14 protein-coding genes are annotated in these 14,064 nt (G+C 75.2%); 7 read left to right on the top strand and 7 right to left on the bottom strand.

Annotated elements, in window-relative coordinates:
* Positions 1-8: 8 nt before the first annotated feature.
* Entirely contained in the window at positions 9-434 is a 426-nt protein-coding gene (trxA, locus tag BI06_RS26320; RefSeq protein ID WP_255360267.1) for a thioredoxin, read from the top strand.
* 98 nt (positions 435-532) lie between these two features.
* Here trxA and BI06_RS26325 read toward each other — a convergent pair whose 3' ends face one another.
* Complete coding sequence (locus BI06_RS26325; RefSeq protein WP_043472054.1) at positions 533-1,510, bottom strand: YafY family protein; 978 nt, start codon at positions 1,508-1,510, stop codon at positions 533-535.
* Positions 1,511-1,740: 230 nt separating this feature from the next.
* Here BI06_RS26325 and BI06_RS26330 point away from each other — a divergent pair, with 230 nt between their 5' ends.
* The 3 genes from BI06_RS26330 (at position 1,741) to BI06_RS26340 (ending at position 5,549) form a co-directional block, all read left to right on the top strand.
* Complete coding sequence (locus BI06_RS26330) at positions 1,741-2,484, top strand: alpha/beta fold hydrolase (protein ID WP_043472057.1); 744 nt, start codon at positions 1,741-1,743, stop codon at positions 2,482-2,484.
* 266 nt (positions 2,485-2,750) lie between these two features.
* Complete coding sequence (locus tag BI06_RS26335; protein ID WP_043472060.1) at positions 2,751-4,247, top strand: NAD(P)/FAD-dependent oxidoreductase; 1,497 nt, start codon at positions 2,751-2,753, stop codon at positions 4,245-4,247.
* Positions 4,248-4,451: 204 nt separating this feature from the next.
* The gene (locus BI06_RS26340) at positions 4,452-5,549 is read left to right on the top strand and encodes a sialidase family protein (protein ID WP_043472064.1); all 1,098 of its coding nucleotides are present in this window, start codon (positions 4,452-4,454) and stop codon (positions 5,547-5,549) included.
* Positions 5,550-5,566: 17 nt separating this feature from the next.
* Here the strand turns inward: BI06_RS26340 and BI06_RS26345 are convergent, their stop codons facing one another.
* Complete coding sequence (locus BI06_RS26345) at positions 5,567-6,019, bottom strand: hypothetical protein (RefSeq protein WP_030391115.1); 453 nt, start codon at positions 6,017-6,019, stop codon at positions 5,567-5,569.
* A gap of 188 nt (positions 6,020-6,207) precedes the next feature.
* Here BI06_RS26345 and BI06_RS26350 point away from each other — a divergent pair, with 188 nt between their 5' ends.
* On the top strand, positions 6,208-6,984 hold the full coding sequence (locus BI06_RS26350; RefSeq protein WP_051741875.1) for an N-acetyltransferase: 777 nt from the start codon (positions 6,208-6,210) through the stop codon (positions 6,982-6,984).
* Between the two features lie 37 nt (positions 6,985-7,021).
* Here BI06_RS26350 and BI06_RS26355 read toward each other — a convergent pair whose 3' ends face one another.
* Positions 7,022-7,873 carry a DMT family transporter gene (locus BI06_RS26355; protein WP_030391117.1) on the bottom strand — a complete coding sequence of 284 codons (852 nt, stop codon included), beginning with the start codon at positions 7,871-7,873 and terminating at the stop codon, positions 7,022-7,024.
* 107 nt (positions 7,874-7,980) lie between these two features.
* Between BI06_RS26355 and BI06_RS26360 the strand changes: the two genes are divergently transcribed.
* Positions 7,981-8,844 carry a MurR/RpiR family transcriptional regulator gene (locus BI06_RS26360; protein WP_043472067.1) on the top strand — a complete coding sequence of 288 codons (864 nt, stop codon included), beginning with the start codon at positions 7,981-7,983 and terminating at the stop codon, positions 8,842-8,844.
* A gap of 121 nt (positions 8,845-8,965) precedes the next feature.
* Positions 8,966-9,994 (top strand): LacI family DNA-binding transcriptional regulator, encoded by a 1,029-nt coding sequence (locus BI06_RS26365; RefSeq protein ID WP_030391119.1) that lies wholly within the window; start codon positions 8,966-8,968, stop codon positions 9,992-9,994.
* Between the two features lie 33 nt (positions 9,995-10,027).
* On the opposite strand, the gene BI06_RS26370 is transcribed toward BI06_RS26365, so the two are convergent.
* The 4 genes from BI06_RS26370 to BI06_RS26385 form a co-directional block, all read right to left on the bottom strand.
* A complete protein-coding gene (locus BI06_RS26370; protein WP_051741878.1) occupies positions 10,028-11,368 on the bottom strand; it encodes an NAD(P)/FAD-dependent oxidoreductase in 1,341 nt (446 codons plus the stop codon).
* Between the two features lie 177 nt (positions 11,369-11,545).
* Positions 11,546-12,598 carry an ABC transporter permease gene (locus tag BI06_RS26375; protein WP_043472070.1) on the bottom strand — a complete coding sequence of 351 codons (1,053 nt, stop codon included), beginning with the start codon at positions 12,596-12,598 and terminating at the stop codon, positions 11,546-11,548.
* Positions 12,595-13,521, bottom strand: coding sequence for an ABC transporter ATP-binding protein (locus BI06_RS26380; RefSeq protein ID WP_043472073.1), 927 nt, complete (start codon positions 13,519-13,521; stop codon positions 12,595-12,597). Before BI06_RS26380 ends, BI06_RS26375 begins: the two co-directional genes overlap by 4 nt.
* Before the next feature lie 29 nt (positions 13,522-13,550).
* Entirely contained in the window at positions 13,551-14,027 is a 477-nt protein-coding gene (locus BI06_RS26385; protein ID WP_051741880.1) for a GntR family transcriptional regulator, read from the bottom strand.
* Positions 14,028-14,064: the final 37 nt, after the last annotated feature.

Below are 14,064 nucleotides of genomic sequence, written 5' to 3' on the forward strand. Positions count from 1 at the left end.
GACAACCCCTGGACCGCCACCACCGGAAGGGCAGGAATCGCGAGATGAGCAGCACGGTCGAGCTGACCAAGGAGAACTTCGACGAGATCGTCCCCGGTGAGGGCGGCAAGGATTTCGTCCTGATCGACTTCTGGGCGGCCTGGTGCGGCCCGTGCCGGCAGTTCGCGCCGGTCTTCGAGAAGGCCGCCGAGCGTCACCAGGACCTCGTGTTCGCCAAGGTCGACACCGAGGCGCAGCAGGAGCTCGCCGCGGCGTTCGGGATCCAGTCGATCCCGACGCTGGCGATCATCCGGGAGGGCGTGCTCGTCTTCTCCCAGGCCGGGGCGCTGCCCGAGCCGGTGTTCGAGGATCTGATCGGCCAGGCCAGGAAGCTGGACATGGACGAGGTCAAGCGGAAGGTGGCGGCGGAGCAGAACGGCGCTCCGCAGGCCTGACGGCCGTTCGCCCCTGCGGCGGGCTCCGGGGCGGTTCGTCCGTCCCGGGGCCCGCCGTCGCGTTTTTCGGCGGACCGGCGGGCGTTCGGAGGGGTGCCTCAGCCGTCGGCCGGTGCCGGTCCGTCCTCCGTCCAGTCGGTGAGGCGGGCGGCCAGCGCGCGGACCTCGTCGCGCAGGGCCGCGGGGCGGCGGACGGTGAAGGGCCAACCGAGGCCGGCGAGCATGACCGCCATGCCGTCGAGGCGCTCGGCCCGGGCGCGGAGCAGCACCCTGCCGTCCTCGGTCGCGGTGACCGTGCCGGCGGTGGGCGGGATGCGCCGGCGGGCCTCGTCCAGACCGGTGGTCAGGACGACCTCGATCTCGTGCTGCCACGGCACCGAGGCGAGCGATTCCAGGACCCGCCGCACCGGGTCGGCGTCCGCGGGCGGTTCGAAGCCGGCCTCGCCCGGGTGGACGGCGCGGATCCGGTCCAGCCGGAAGGTGCGCTGCTCGCCGCTGCGGTGGTCCAGCCCCGTGGTGTACCAGCGGCCGGAGTGGAAGACCAGCCCGTACGGGTCGAACTCGCGCTCGCTGGGCGTGCCGGCGCGGTCCCGGTAGTCGAGCCGGACCCGGCGGCCGCGGCGCGCGGCCTCGGCGAGCGTGAACAGCGCCGAGGCGGCCGGGCTGGGGCCGGCGGCGGGCGCGGCGGTCAGTCCGAGGGTCTGTTCGACGGCCGCGACCTGCTCGCGCAGCGCCGGCGGCAGCACCCGCTGGATCTTGGCGAGGGCCGACTCCCCGGCCTGCTCCCCCACCGACAGCCCGGACCGGCGGCCGGCCAGCAGGCCGAGCACCACCGAGGCGGCCTCGTCCCCGGTGAGCATCAGCGGCGGCAGCCGGTAGCCGGGCAGCAGGCGGTAGCCGCCGTAGCGGCCGCGCTCGGCCCGGACGGGGATGCCGAGTTCGGCGAGCCGGGACGCGTAGCGGCGCACGGTGCGGACGTCGACCTCCAGCCGCTCGGCGAGTTCGGCGCCGGTGAGACCGGGGCGGGCCTGGAGCAGTTCGAGGAGGGCGAGGATGCGGCTGACCGGGTGCTCCACCGTGCTCCGCTCCTGTTCTCCCGGACGGCCGGACGGTCGGCCGGGCGGTCGGTGGGCGGTCGGTGGGCGGTCGGTGGGCGGGGCCGACGACCGGGTGGTCGAACCGGCGGCAAATCCGGTCGAGTTCTGTCCGGTTGCCATTCTAGGGTCGGGTCACGGCGGGCGGCCCGGGTGACGGTCAGGACCGGGTCCGGGCGCACCACAGGCATTCCAGAGAGGACCGTCCCATCATGAGCACCTTCGTACTCGTCCCCGGTTTCTGGCTCGGCGGCTGGGCTTGGGAGGCCGTGGCCGAACCCCTGCGCGCCGCGGGCCACACCGTGCACGCGGTGACCCTGCCCGGGCTCGCCGAGCGGGCCGGCGAGGCCACGGCGGAGACCGGCGCCGAGGCCCAGGTCGCCGACCTCGCCGAGCTGTTGGTCCGGGAGGACCTCCGGGACGTGGTCCTGGTGGCGCACAGCGGCGGCACCATCGCCGTGTCCGGCGCGGCCGACCGGGTGCCGGAGCGGATCCGGCGAGTGGTCTACCTCGACGCGGGCCCGCTCGCCGACGGTGTCGCGCTCGCGGATCTCTGGGAGCCGGACTACCGCGCCACGCTGGAGGCCACGCTGGTGGACGGCCGGTGGCTGCCGCTGCCGTCCTGGGAGGTGCTGGCCTCCGACGGCGCCTCGGTGGAGGGCATCGACGAGGCCGGGCTGGCGCGGTTCCGCGAGCGGGCGACGGCCCAGCCGGCCGGGACGCTCTACGAGCCGGTGCGGCTGACCGGCGGGGCGGACGAGCTGCCGAAGGCCCTGGTCTCCTGCTCGATGCCGCTGGCGCAGGTCAGGGAGCTGATCGCCGCCGGGCACCCGTACTTCGCGGCGCTCGGCAGGGCGGAGTGGGAGCTGCGCGAGGTGCCGACCGGGCACTGGCCGATGTTCTCCCGGCCGGCCGAAACGGCGGCGGCGCTCGCGGAGTTGGCGGCGCTCGGCTAGGTCGTTTCCTCGTACCCGGTGGCCGCCGCACCGTACCTCTGTGCGGTGCTGCGGCCACCGAGGTGTGAAGGGGTTGTCCGGACCGGCGCCTCGCCCGCGTGTTCGGCTGCGCCGGGCGGTCCGGTCGGCGCAGGATGGGCACGGCAGGACGCCGGGGCGGTGTGGCGGCACGACGGCGCACCGGCACCGGAGCACCACCGGCACGTCTGCGGCCCCGCGCCGTCCGCCCGAACAACAGCACCGATCCAGAGCAGCGAGGAGCACGTATGACCTCCCCCCAGTCCCCCGCCCCCGAGGAGTTCGACGTCATCGTGATCGGCGCGGGCCCCACCGGCGAGAACGTCGCCGACCGGACGGCCGCCGCCGGGCTGCGCACGGTGATCGTGGAGAGCGAACTGGTCGGCGGCGAGTGCTCGTACTGGGCCTGCATGCCGAGCAAGGCGCTGCTGCGCCCGGTGGCCGCGCTGGCCGACGCCCGCGCGGTGGCCGGTTCCCGGGAGGCGGTCGGCGGCCGGGCGCTGGACGCGGCCGCGGTGCTGGCCCGGCGTGACTCCTTCGCCTCGCACTGGCAGGACGACGGCCAGGTGCGGTGGCTCCGTGACACCGGCATCGAACTGGCCCGGGGCCACGGCCGGCTGGCCGGCGAACGGCAGGTGACGGTCGAGTCGGAGGACGGCGGCGAGCGGCTGCTGGTCGCCCGGCACGCCGTCGCGATCTGCACCGGGAGCCGCCCGGTGCTGCCGCGCGACGTGGCCGGACTGGCCGACGCCCGACCGTGGACCAACCGCGAGGCGACCGGCGCGCCCGCCGTCCCCCGGCGGCTTGCCGTGGTGGGCGGCGGGGTGGTCGGCGTGGAACTCGCCACCGCCTGGCGGGCGCTCGGCTCGGAGGTGGTGCTGCTGGTCCGCGGCTCCGCGCTGCTGCCCCGGACGGAGCCGTTCGCCGGTGAGCTGGTCGCGGACGGTCTGCGGGACCTCGGGGTGGACCTGCGGTTCGGGACGGAGGTGACCGCCCTGGAGCGGCGGTCGGTGGACGGCGCGGACAGGACGGACGGGGCGGACCCGGCGGACGGCCCGTCCGAGGTCACGCTCACCCTGGGCGACGGCGGGCGGCTGACCGTGGACGAGGTGCTGTACGCCACCGGGCGCGCCCCGCGCACGGCCGACGTCGGCCTGGAGCAGGTCGGTCTGCACCCCGGCAACTGGCTCGACGTGGACGACAGCTGCACCGTGCTCGGCGTCGACGGCACGTGGCTGTACGCCGCCGGGGACGTCAACCACCGGGCGCTGCTCACCCATCAGGGCAAGTACCAGGCGCGGATCACCGGCGCGGCGATCGTCGCCCGCGCCCAGGCGCGCCCGCTGGACACCGAGCGCTGGGGCGCGCACGCCGCGTCCGCCGACAGCGCCGGCGCGCCCCAGGTGGTCTTCACGCAGCCGGAGGTCGCCGCCGTCGGTCTGACCCTCGACGCCGCCGAACGGGCCGGACTGCGGGTCAAGGCGATCGACCACGACCTCGGCGCGGTCGCCGGGGCCTCGCTCTACGGCGACGAATACCGCGGCCGGGCCCGGGTCGTCTTCGACCTGGACCGGGAGGTGCTGGTCGGCGCGACCTTCGTCGGCCCCGGCGTCTCCGAGCTGCTGCACTCGGCGACGATCGCGGTGGTCGGCGAGGTGCCCATCGACCGGCTGTGGCACGCGGTGCCCGCCTACCCGACGATCAGCGAGGTCTGGCTGCGGCTGCTGGAGGGCTGCCGGGGCTGACGCTGGCAGGCGGCGCGGCCGCCCGGGCGGCCGCGCCGTCGGGTGCGCTGTCGGGTGCGCTGTCGGGTGCGCCCTCGCGTGCGGGCGGTGCCCGGCGGCGGTCCGCCCCGGCGCGGCGCGCTGGTGGCGGGCCGTCGACGGCGGGACACTGGCCCGGGAGGGGTGTCCGCGGGGGCCGTTTCGCCGACCGGGTGGTGTGTGGCAATGACCGAGGTGCTGTTGGCCGTCGGGACCGAGAAGGGCCTCTTTCTCGGACGCAGTCGTGACCGGGTGGACTGGGAGTTCAGCGGGCCGCACTTCCGGATGAACGCGATCTACTCCGTCGCCGTCGACCGCCGCGGCGGTCGGACCAGACTGCTGGTGGGCGCCGACAGCAGCCACTGGGGCCCGTCGGTGTGGCGCTCGGACGACCTCGGCGCGAGCTGGTCCGAGCCGTCCGCCCCGGCCGTCCGCTTCCCCGAGCACACGGGCGCCTCGCTGACCCGGGTCTGGCAGCTCCAGCCGGCCGGGCCCGAGGCCCCGGGCGTGGTCTACGCGGGCACCGAACCCGCCGCGCTGTTCCGCTCGGCGGACGGCGGCGAGACCTTCACCCTGGTCGAGTCGCTGTGGGACCACCCGCAGCGCACCGAGTGGGGCGCCGGCTACGGGGGCCAGGGCCTGCACACCGTCCTCTGCGACCCGCGCGACCCGGAACGGCTGCTGGTCGCCGTCTCCAGCGGCGGCGTCTACCGCAGCAAGGACGGCGGCGGCAGCTGGGAACCCTCCAACACCGGTCTGCGGGCCGAGTTCCTGCCGGAGGAGAACCAGTACCCCGAGTTCGGCCAGTGCGTGCACAAGATCGCCCGGGACGCCGTGAACCCGGACCGGCTCTACCTCCAGAACCACGGCGGCGTCTACCGCAGCGACGACGGCGGGGCGAGCTGGCGCTCGATCGCCGACGGCCTGCCCGCCGACTTCGGCTTCGCGATCGCCGCCCACCCGCACCGTGCCGACACCGCGTACGTGTTCCCGCTCGGCGGCGCCGACGACCGGATCCCGCCGGGCCGCCGCTGCCGGGTCTTCCGCACCGACGACGCCGGCGACAGCTGGCAGGCACTCGCCGAGGGCCTGCCCGGCGAGGACCACTACGGCGTCGTGCTGCGGGACGCGCTGCGCACCGACGACCTCGCACCGGCCGGCATCTACTTCGGCACCCGGACCGGTGAGGTCTACGCCAGCAACGACGAGGGCGCGCACTGGTCTCCGGTGCTCTCCCACCTGCCGGACGTCCTCTGCGTCCGCGCGGCGGTGATCGCGGACTGAGCGGCCGGGGGCCGGGCTCAGGTGTCGTACTCGCCGTCCCAGGGGGCGTGGAAGCCGAGGCCGTCGGGGTAGAGCTCGGCCCAGTCGTCCTCCGTCGCGTCCTCGCCGTGCCGCTCGACCACCAGGCCGAAGCGGCAGCCGTCGACCAGCACCGCGAAGGGCGCGACGGCGATGTCCCCGAACTCCCGCTCCGGCAGCGCGTCCAGCCACTCGCGCAGCAGTTCCTCGGCGGCCTTCGGCGCACCGGCGTCGCACTCCTCCGGCGCCGCCTCGATCCGTGAGCCGAGGTGCCGCCCGCCCTCGTCGAACCGGTGCAGCACCGCGTACCACGCCCCGTCGTCGACGTCGAACGACTCCTCGGGGCGGGCGTAGCAGACGGAGGCGAAGAACTGGCCGCCGCGGCAACGGCCGATGGTGTCGGTGCGGTAGCCGGGCTCGTGGAGGATCGGGACGACCTCGGGGACGCTCATACCCGGAACGCTAGGCGCCGCCACCGACAATCCGGCCACGTCCGATCCGGCCACGTCCTGACCGATTCGCCGCCCCGGTCGGCCGGTTGACCGACAGTCGGTTGATCCCGGGCGGATCGTTCACCGAGCATGGCGGACGACAGGGCGTACCGAGGGGTGTGCCGACGCACGAGGATCGGACGAACGGCGTGGCGCAGGCGGGGAGCGACTGGCAGTACGGGTACGGGGCCGACGGGGTCGCCGTGGTGCGGTTCGAGCAGGGCGAACGGGAGGGCCGCCCCTGGGCGGACCGGCTGGAGGCGGTCGACCCGGGCGCCGATCCGGCGGCCCTGGCCGCCTTCGTGCGGAAGGAACTGGCGGGCTGGGTGGTCTCCGGACCGGTCCGGCTCGGGGAGGAGCTGGTGCGCCAGGGGGCCGCGGTGCTGCGCCACGGCCACACCATGCACCGGGACCTCGTCGACGCTCCCCCGCCCGGGGGTTGGGCGGCCTGGGCGGACACCCCGCTCCGGGACGGGTTCCGTGCCGTCCCCTGCGACCGCGGGCCCGAGGCGCTCGTGCCCGCCTCGCGGGCGGCCTTCGGCCCCGGCCACCCCGACCACCGCCCGGACGAGGGCCGGGACGACCGGTCCTCGGTGCTGAGGATCGCCGAACTGCTCTCCGGGCAGGTGATAGGACCCCTGCTGCCGGCCAGCACCCTGGTCGTGGACGGTACCGACCGGGTGGTGGCCGGTGCGGTGCTCACCGACTGGGACGGCCTGCCCTGGATCGCCCATGTGTTCCGCCACCCGTCGCACGGCTACCCCGGCCTCGGCCGCGACCTGCTGCGCCGGGTCCTCGCCGAGGTCGCCGCCGACGGCACCGCCCGGATCGGACTGGCCGTGACCGAGGGCAACCGGGCCCGGCAGCTGTACGAGGAGCTGGGTTTCACGACGACGCACAGCTCGCTGACGGTCGTCGTCCCCTGAATCGCGCGGAGTCGCCCCCGCCGTCCTGGAACCGGCCTCAGGGGCGGGCCAGTTCCAGGACGGCTATCCCGGCCAGCACGGCCGCGCTCGCCGCCATCCGCAGTCGCCCGAGGCGCTCCCGGAAGACCACGGCGGCGATCAGCGCGGCGATCACGATGCTGGTCTCGCGCAGCGCCGCGACGGTGGCGAGGTCCCCCCGGGACTGCGCCCACACCACCAGCCCGTAGGCGGTCAGCGACAGCACTCCGCCGAGCAGCCCGAACGGCACCGCCGGACCGGCCCCGACCAGCAGCCCCGGCCCGCGCCGCACCCGGGCGACCAGCGCCAGGACCGGCCCCTGGAGCAGGAACAGCCAGGCGATGTAGCCGCCGACCGTCCCCGCGTGCCGGACGCCGCCGCCGTCGGACACGGTGTACGCGGCGATCATCACCCCGGTGCCGAGCGCCGCCGCGAGCGCGGGCAGCTGGGCCCGGCCCGGGATCCCCTTGGCGAAGGCCAGCCCGACCAGCCCGCAGGAGATGACGGCCACCCCGAGCAGCTCCCCGACCCCGGGCGACTCGCCGAGGAGGGCCACCGACAGCACGGCCACCAGCAGCGGCGCCGAACCGCGCGCGATCGGGTACATCTGCCCGAAGTCCCCCAGCTGGTAGGCGCGCAGGAGCAGCAGCTGGGACGTCACCTGCATCCCCACGGAGGCCAGCAGGTACGGCCAGGCGGCCGCCGCCGGGAACGGGTTGAGCAGCACCAGGACCACCGCGCAGGCGGTGTACGCGAGGTTGATCAGGGTGAAGCCGACCAGCTTGTCCTCGATCCGATGCGCCAGCCCGTTCCACACCGCGTGCAGGACGGCGGCGGTCAGAACGGCCACGGGAACGGCGGCGGCTGCCATGGCGGGGCTCCCCTCCTGAGGACGGAACGACGGAACGACGGAACGACGGATCGGCGGGCCGGTGGAGCACCGACAGCCGGAATCCGATTCCACGTTACACTGGATCCATGGAAGAGCATTCCGAATTTACTCCGCTGGAGTCCCAGCTGGCCGCTCACGTCCGCGCCCGGCTGGGCGAGCTGCGCGGCAGCGAGGAGCGGGTCGCCCAGGTGGTCCTCGCCCGGGGTGCCGATCTGGTCGGCCTCAGCGTGAGCGATGTCGCCGAGCTCGCCGGGACGGCGCCGTCCTCGGTGGTCCGCGCCTGCCAGCGGCTCGGATTCCGGGGCTACCAGGAGCTGAAGATCGCGGCCGTCCGCCAGGCCCCGGCGCTGGCACCGGACGCCTCCGACACCCGGGACCCGGCCGCCCGCGCCCTCGCCGACACCGTTCGCGCCGCCCGGGAGGCGCTGGAGGGGATCGCCACGACGCTCGCCGTCGACGAGCTGCGGGCGGCCGCCGGGGCGCTGAACGCCGCCGACCACGTCCTCGTCCTCGGCGAGGGGCTCTCCGGCGCGGTGGTCCTGGACGCGGCCTACCGGCTGCGCGCCCTGGGTCTGCACACCGACGCCCCCGCCGACCCGAGCACCGCGCAGCTGGCCGCCGCCCAGCTGACCTCCACTTCCGCCTGCCTGGCGGTCAGCCACACCGGGGCGACCCGCACCGTGGTCGACGCCGCCCGCCACGCGCGCGGCAACGGCGCCGCGGTGGTGGCGGTCACCAGCTACGCCCGCTCCCCGCTCGGCGAGGCCGCCACCCACACCCTGGTCGCCGGCGGCCAGGACCTGGTCTTCGGGCTGGAGACCACCGCCAGCCGGATCGCCCACCTGGCGGTGGTGGACGCGCTGACGCTCACCCTGCTCGCCCTGCGCGGCGAACCGGCCGAGCAGGCCCTGCGCCGCTCCGCGGACGTCACCGCCGACCAGATGTACTGACGGCGTGCTGCACGGTGCGCTGCACGGCGCCCCACCCGGCGCCCCGCACGGCGTTCGACGCGGCGTCCGGCCGGTGGAACGACGGCCGGACCCGTCGGTGCCGGTGTGTAGGCTCGCGGGCATGGCAAGGGTGACGCGGGACGACGTGGCGAGGACGGCGGGGACGTCGACAGCGGTCGTGAGTTATGTGATCAACGACGGGCCCCGGCCGGTGGCGGCCGCGACCCGGGCCCGGGTGCTCGCCGCCGTCGAGGAGCTGGGGTACCGCCCGAACCGTGTCGCGCAGGCCATGGCGCGGCGGCGGTCCGACCTGATCGGCATGGTCGTCCCGGACGCCCGGCAGCCCTTCTTCGCCGAACTCGCGCACACCGTGGAGCGGGCCGCCGCCGAACGCGGCAAGCTGGTGCTGATCGGCAACTCCGACTACGCCGACGAGCGCGAGGCCCACTACATCCGCGCCTTCCTGGGCATGCAGGTGGACGGCCTGATCCTGGTCACCCAGGACCCGTCCGCCCCCGGCGTCGCCCGGGCGGACGCCCCGGACGGGACGCCGGTCGTGCTGCTGCACCACCGTGCCGAGACCGAGCACGGGATCGCGGTCGTCGCGGACGACGAGGGCGGGGCACGGGAGGTCGTCGGCCATCTGCTCGGGCACGGCCACGCGACCGTGCACTGCTTCGGCGGCACCTTCTCGCTCAGCCCGAGCGACCCGGTCACCGTCCGCACCGCCGGCTGGGCCGCCGCACTCGCCGAGGCCGGGCTCGCCACCGAGGGCCGACTGGTCGGCGCCCCCTTCGACCGCGTCCGCGCCCACCGGGAGGCGCTCGCGCTGCTGGCGCGCGCCGACCGGCCGACGGCGGTGTTCTGCGCGACCGACGATCAGGCGATCGGCCTGCTGCGGGCCGCCGACGACCTCGGCCTGCGGGTGCCGGAGGACCTCGCGGTGGCCGGGTTCGACGACATCGCGGAGGCCGTGATCGCCGGCCCGCCGCTGACCAGCGTGGCCACCGCGCAGGAGGAGATGGCGCGCGCCGCCGTCGACCTGGTGCTCGGCGTGCGCGCCGACGGGGAGCCGACGCCCACTGCCGGGGCCCGGATGTTCCCGGCCCGGATGGTGGTCCGGCGGTCCTGCGGCTGCACCGGCGCCTGAGGCCGGGCCCGGCTTCGGACCCGGCCCCGGACCTTACGCGCCGCCCGGAGCATCGCCCGGAGCGCCGTCCGGCGGACCGGGCGGACCGGGCGGACCGGCCATGAGGTGCAGGTTCTCGTGGCCGTCCGGGGCCAGCACCCGGTCGTGGTTGAACGCGGAGATTCCGGCCCAGAACGCGCCCCGTTCGAACATCGCCTTCTCGTAGCCCTCGACCGCGGCGTCGAGGGCCGCCGCGGTCGAGGCCTCCCAGCGGGCCGGTGGGACCAGCACGGGGGCCACCGCGAGCGCGAGTTCGGCGGCGTCCCACATCGCGAGGTTGACGCCCTGCCCGGCGAACGGGGACATCAGGTGCGCCGCGTCCCCGACCAGGGTGACCCCCGGGCGGCGCGGCCAGCGCAGGCCGACCGGCAGCATCTCCAGCGGCTGGGTGCGCAGGGTGTCGTCGCAGGCGGCCAGCGCGTCGCGGAACTCCGGCGCCCAGTCGGCGAAGTGCCGGGCGAGGGCGGCGCGGGTGCCCGCCGGGTCGTCCGCGGAGAGGCCGGCCACCCGCAGCCAGTCCTCGGGGCTGCGGAAGAAGGCGTAGACGCGGATCCGGCCGTCGCTGTTGCGCTGGAGGACCAGGCCCTTGTTGTCGTGGAACGCGAACAGGGTGCCGTTGCCCACCGCGGCGGCGGCACCGGGGGCGGTCCGGTCCGCGTCGGGGATGCCCAGCTCGACCAGGCTGACGCCGGTGTACTGCGGCTCCACCGGGGTGAGCAGCGGGCGGACCCGGGAATGCGCGCCCTCGGCGCCGATCAGCAGGTCGCAGACGTCGACGGCGCCGTTGTCGAAGTGCAGCCGGTGCCGACCGTCGCCGAGCGGCTCGGCCCGGTCGAGGCGGTGGCCCCAGCGGACGGCGGTGGGGGCGAGCGAGTCCAGCAGCAGTCCGCGCAGGTCGCCCCGGTCGATCTCGGGGCTCGCCCCCGGGTCGGCCCCGCCGGGCGCACCGGACCCGTCCACGGCGCCGGGAGGGCCCGGCGGACCGGCGGCGTCCGGAACGGGCCCGGCGCCGAAGCCGCGGGGGGCGGCACCGTGCTTGTCGACGATGCGGAACTCCGCGCCCTCGGGCCTGGCCTTCGCCCAGAACTCCTCTGTCAGGCGCGCCTCCTGGAGGGCGCGCCGGCCGGTGTCGCCGTGCAGGTCGAGGGTCCCGCCCTGGCCGCGCACGTCCCGGTCGGGCTCGCGCTCGTACACGGTGGCGACGATGCCGTGGACCTGGAGGATCCGGGCGAGGGTGAGGCCGGCGGGGCCGCCGCCGATGACGGCGATCCTCGCGGTCGTTCCGTCCGCGCCGGTATCACCGGTCGTTCCGGTCCTTGCTGTCGTTCCGGTCATGCTGCGCAGTTCTCCTTCTGAGACGGGGGAGACCGCAATCGGCCGTGACGCCGTCCCAGTGTGCTGGGCCGGGCGCGCGCGCAGAAGACCGCAATCGGACGGCGCCGGACCGTCCGGCCCCGGGACGGTTCGGACTCCGGGCCGTGAGGACCCCGGACCGTCAGGACTCCGGGCCGTTCAGACCCCGGCGCGGGTGAGCCGGCGCAGGACGACGGTCACCACCACGGCGGTGAGCACCAGCAGCAGACCGGCCTCGACCAGCTGGATCGGCACGAAGTGCGAGGCCGGGTGGTACTGCCCCCAGGAGGTCGGCGCCTCGTCGCAGACACTGGCCGCTTCGAAGCACTGGTCGCGCATCAGCCGGGTGCCGTCCGCGCGCACCACGCCGTCCTCCACCAGCCAGGCGCCGGCGGGCTTGACGAAGCCGCCCATCATGTTGTTGTACGGCTGCTCCTCCTCGACCAGCGGCCAGAAGAACGGGCGCCAGGCGACCATCACGGCCTGGGCGAGCGCCACCACCACCCCGCTGACCAGCACCGCGGCGACGGTGCGCCGCAGCAGCTGCCCCACCAGCACGCCCAGGGCCAGGCCGAACAGCGACCAGGCGACCGGGGCTAGGCCCAGCACCGGGTAGGTGAAGCCCTGGAACGGGGGGTCGAAGGCCACCGGACCCCGGTAGATGTCCGACCACCACACCCAGCTGGTCAGCGCGGACAGCACGGAGGTCGCCACCAGCACGGTCGCGCCGGGGACGGCGAGCCGGGTCAGCAGCCAGCGGCGCGGGGTGACGGACTGGGTCAGGACCAGCCGGACGGTGCCGCGTTCGTACTCCTGGGCGAGCAGCGGCCCGCCGAGGAACATGCCGATCAGCACCGGGGCGGCGGTGACGGCGGGCTGGAGGATGTCGGTGAACATCCGGGTCAGCATCTCGATCCGGCCGAGCTGCACCCGGCACTCGATCCGTTCCCAGGACGCCGGGGTGTAGCAGGAGGTCTGCTGCATGGTCCCGATCCGGTCCTGGATCAGGACGTGCATGGCGACCAGGACGGCGGAGACGAGGACGAGCAGGATCGCCACCGACCGGATCGCGGGCCGGTTCTGGTGCAGCACCAGCCACAGCACGCCGCTCGGCCCGCGCCTGCGGCGGGCCGGGGCGGAGACGCCGTTCGCGGCCGACGGGGCGGCCGGGCCGGACGGGGTCGCCGGGCCGGACAGGGTGCTGGTGCTCATGCGGCGGCCTCGCGATCGGGGGCGGTGGCGGTGGCGGACGGGGGCAGCGGAGTGCGGAGGTAGGCCAGCAGCAGTTCCTCCAGACTCGGCCGGACCGACTCCCACGGCCCGTCGACCGGTTCGCCGGTGCGCAGCAGCGCGGTGACCTGGCGGCCGCGGACCCTCCGCTCCACGGCGGTCCCGGCGGGGAGTTCCGCCCCTTCGGCGATGCCGGTGAGCAGCTGATGGCTGTCGAGGATCTCCTCCGGGTCGCCGGACAGCCGGATCCGGCCCGCCTGCACCAGCAGCAAGTGGTCCATGACGCCGTCGAGTTCGGGCAGGATGTGCGAGGAGACCAGGATCGTGGTGCCGCGTTCGGCGGCCTCGGCCATCAGGACGCCCATCAGTTCGTGGCGGGCGAGCGGGTCGAGGTCGGACATCGGCTCGTCGAGCAGCAGCAGGTCGGCGCGCTTGCCGAGGGCGAGCGCGAGCGCGACCCGGGTGCGCTGGCCCCCGGAGAGCGAGCCGACGCGGGCGTCGAGCCTCAACTCCCCCATGTCGACGACCCGCTGGGCCGCCTCCTCGTCCCAGCCCGGGTTGAGTTCGCGCCCCATGCGCAGGGTGCCCGCCACCGTGAAGGAGGGGTAGAGCGGCTTCTCCTGGGTGACGCAGGCGACCCTGGCCCGCGTCTCCGGGGTGCTCGACGCCTCGCCGAACACCCGCAACTCGCCCTCGGTGGCCTCGATCAGGCGCGCGGCCAGGGTGAGCAGGGTGCTCTTGCCGGCCCCGTTGGCCCCGACCACGCCGCAGATCCGGCCGGCCGGGACCGCGAACTCGCAGTCCCGCAGCGCCCACCGGTCGCCCCGGTAGCGCTTGCCGAGTCCTACGGCCTCGATGGCCGGCGGCCCGGATATCGCCTGCGTCGCCGCTGTCGCGTCTGTCATGCGGCCCCCACCCTCTCTGTTCTGCGCGTCTACGCGGCCGGATCCGCCGGCCCGGTGCTCCCGGCGGTACCGGTGTCCCCGGCACTACCGGCGTCTCCGGCACTACCGGTGCTCCCGGTGACGCCGGTCCGGAAGCGCTGCTCCAGCACGGAGGTCATCAGCGCGGAGATGTCCTCGCGGTCGAGTCCGGCCGTGCGGGCCTCGTCGACCCACTCCACCAGCCCCGCGCGCAGCGGTCCGTCGGCGGCCGCCTCGGGCCGGGCCAGCGAACGCCGGACGAAGGTGCCGAGGCCGGGCCGGGGCTCGACCAGCCCCTCGCGTTCGAGTTCGCGGTAGGCCTTCAGCACGGTGTTCGGGTTGATCGCGGTCTGTTCGACCACCTCCCGCGCGGTCGGCAGCTTGTCACCGGGCTGCAGCACACCGAGTCGCAGCGCCTGCTTGGTCTGCTGCACGATCTGCTGGTAGGTGGAGACTCCGCTGCGCCGCTCGATGCGGTACTCGATCACACCCGCATCACCCTTTCACTAGTTTATTGGTGGAATG

It is taken from the genome of Kitasatospora sp. MBT66 (assembly GCF_000710405.2).
GTDB lineage: Bacteria > Actinomycetota > Actinomycetes > Streptomycetales > Streptomycetaceae > Kitasatospora > Kitasatospora purpeofusca.

Coding starts and splice junctions, on each gene's coding strand:
- BI06_RS26355 (WP_030391117.1), bottom strand. CDS start 7,873: ATGGCAGCCGCCGCCGTTCCCGTGGCCGTTCTGACCGCCGCCGTCCTG.
- BI06_RS26370 (WP_051741878.1), bottom strand. CDS start 11,368: ATGACCGGAACGACAGCAAGGACCGGAACGACCGGTGATACCGGCGCG.
- BI06_RS26335 (WP_043472060.1), top strand. CDS start 2,751: ATGACCTCCCCCCAGTCCCCCGCCCCCGAGGAGTTCGACGTCATCGTG.
- BI06_RS26360 (WP_043472067.1), top strand. CDS start 7,981: ATGGAAGAGCATTCCGAATTTACTCCGCTGGAGTCCCAGCTGGCCGCT.
- BI06_RS26365 (WP_030391119.1), top strand. CDS start 8,966: ATGGCAAGGGTGACGCGGGACGACGTGGCGAGGACGGCGGGGACGTCG.
- BI06_RS26330 (WP_043472057.1), top strand. CDS start 1,741: ATGAGCACCTTCGTACTCGTCCCCGGTTTCTGGCTCGGCGGCTGGGCT.
- BI06_RS26375 (WP_043472070.1), bottom strand. CDS start 12,598: ATGAGCACCAGCACCCTGTCCGGCCCGGCGACCCCGTCCGGCCCGGCC.
- BI06_RS26340 (WP_043472064.1), top strand. CDS start 4,452: ATGACCGAGGTGCTGTTGGCCGTCGGGACCGAGAAGGGCCTCTTTCTC.
- BI06_RS26345 (WP_030391115.1), bottom strand. CDS start 6,019: ATGAGCGTCCCCGAGGTCGTCCCGATCCTCCACGAGCCCGGCTACCGC.
- BI06_RS26380 (WP_043472073.1), bottom strand. CDS start 13,521: ATGACAGACGCGACAGCGGCGACGCAGGCGATATCCGGGCCGCCGGCC.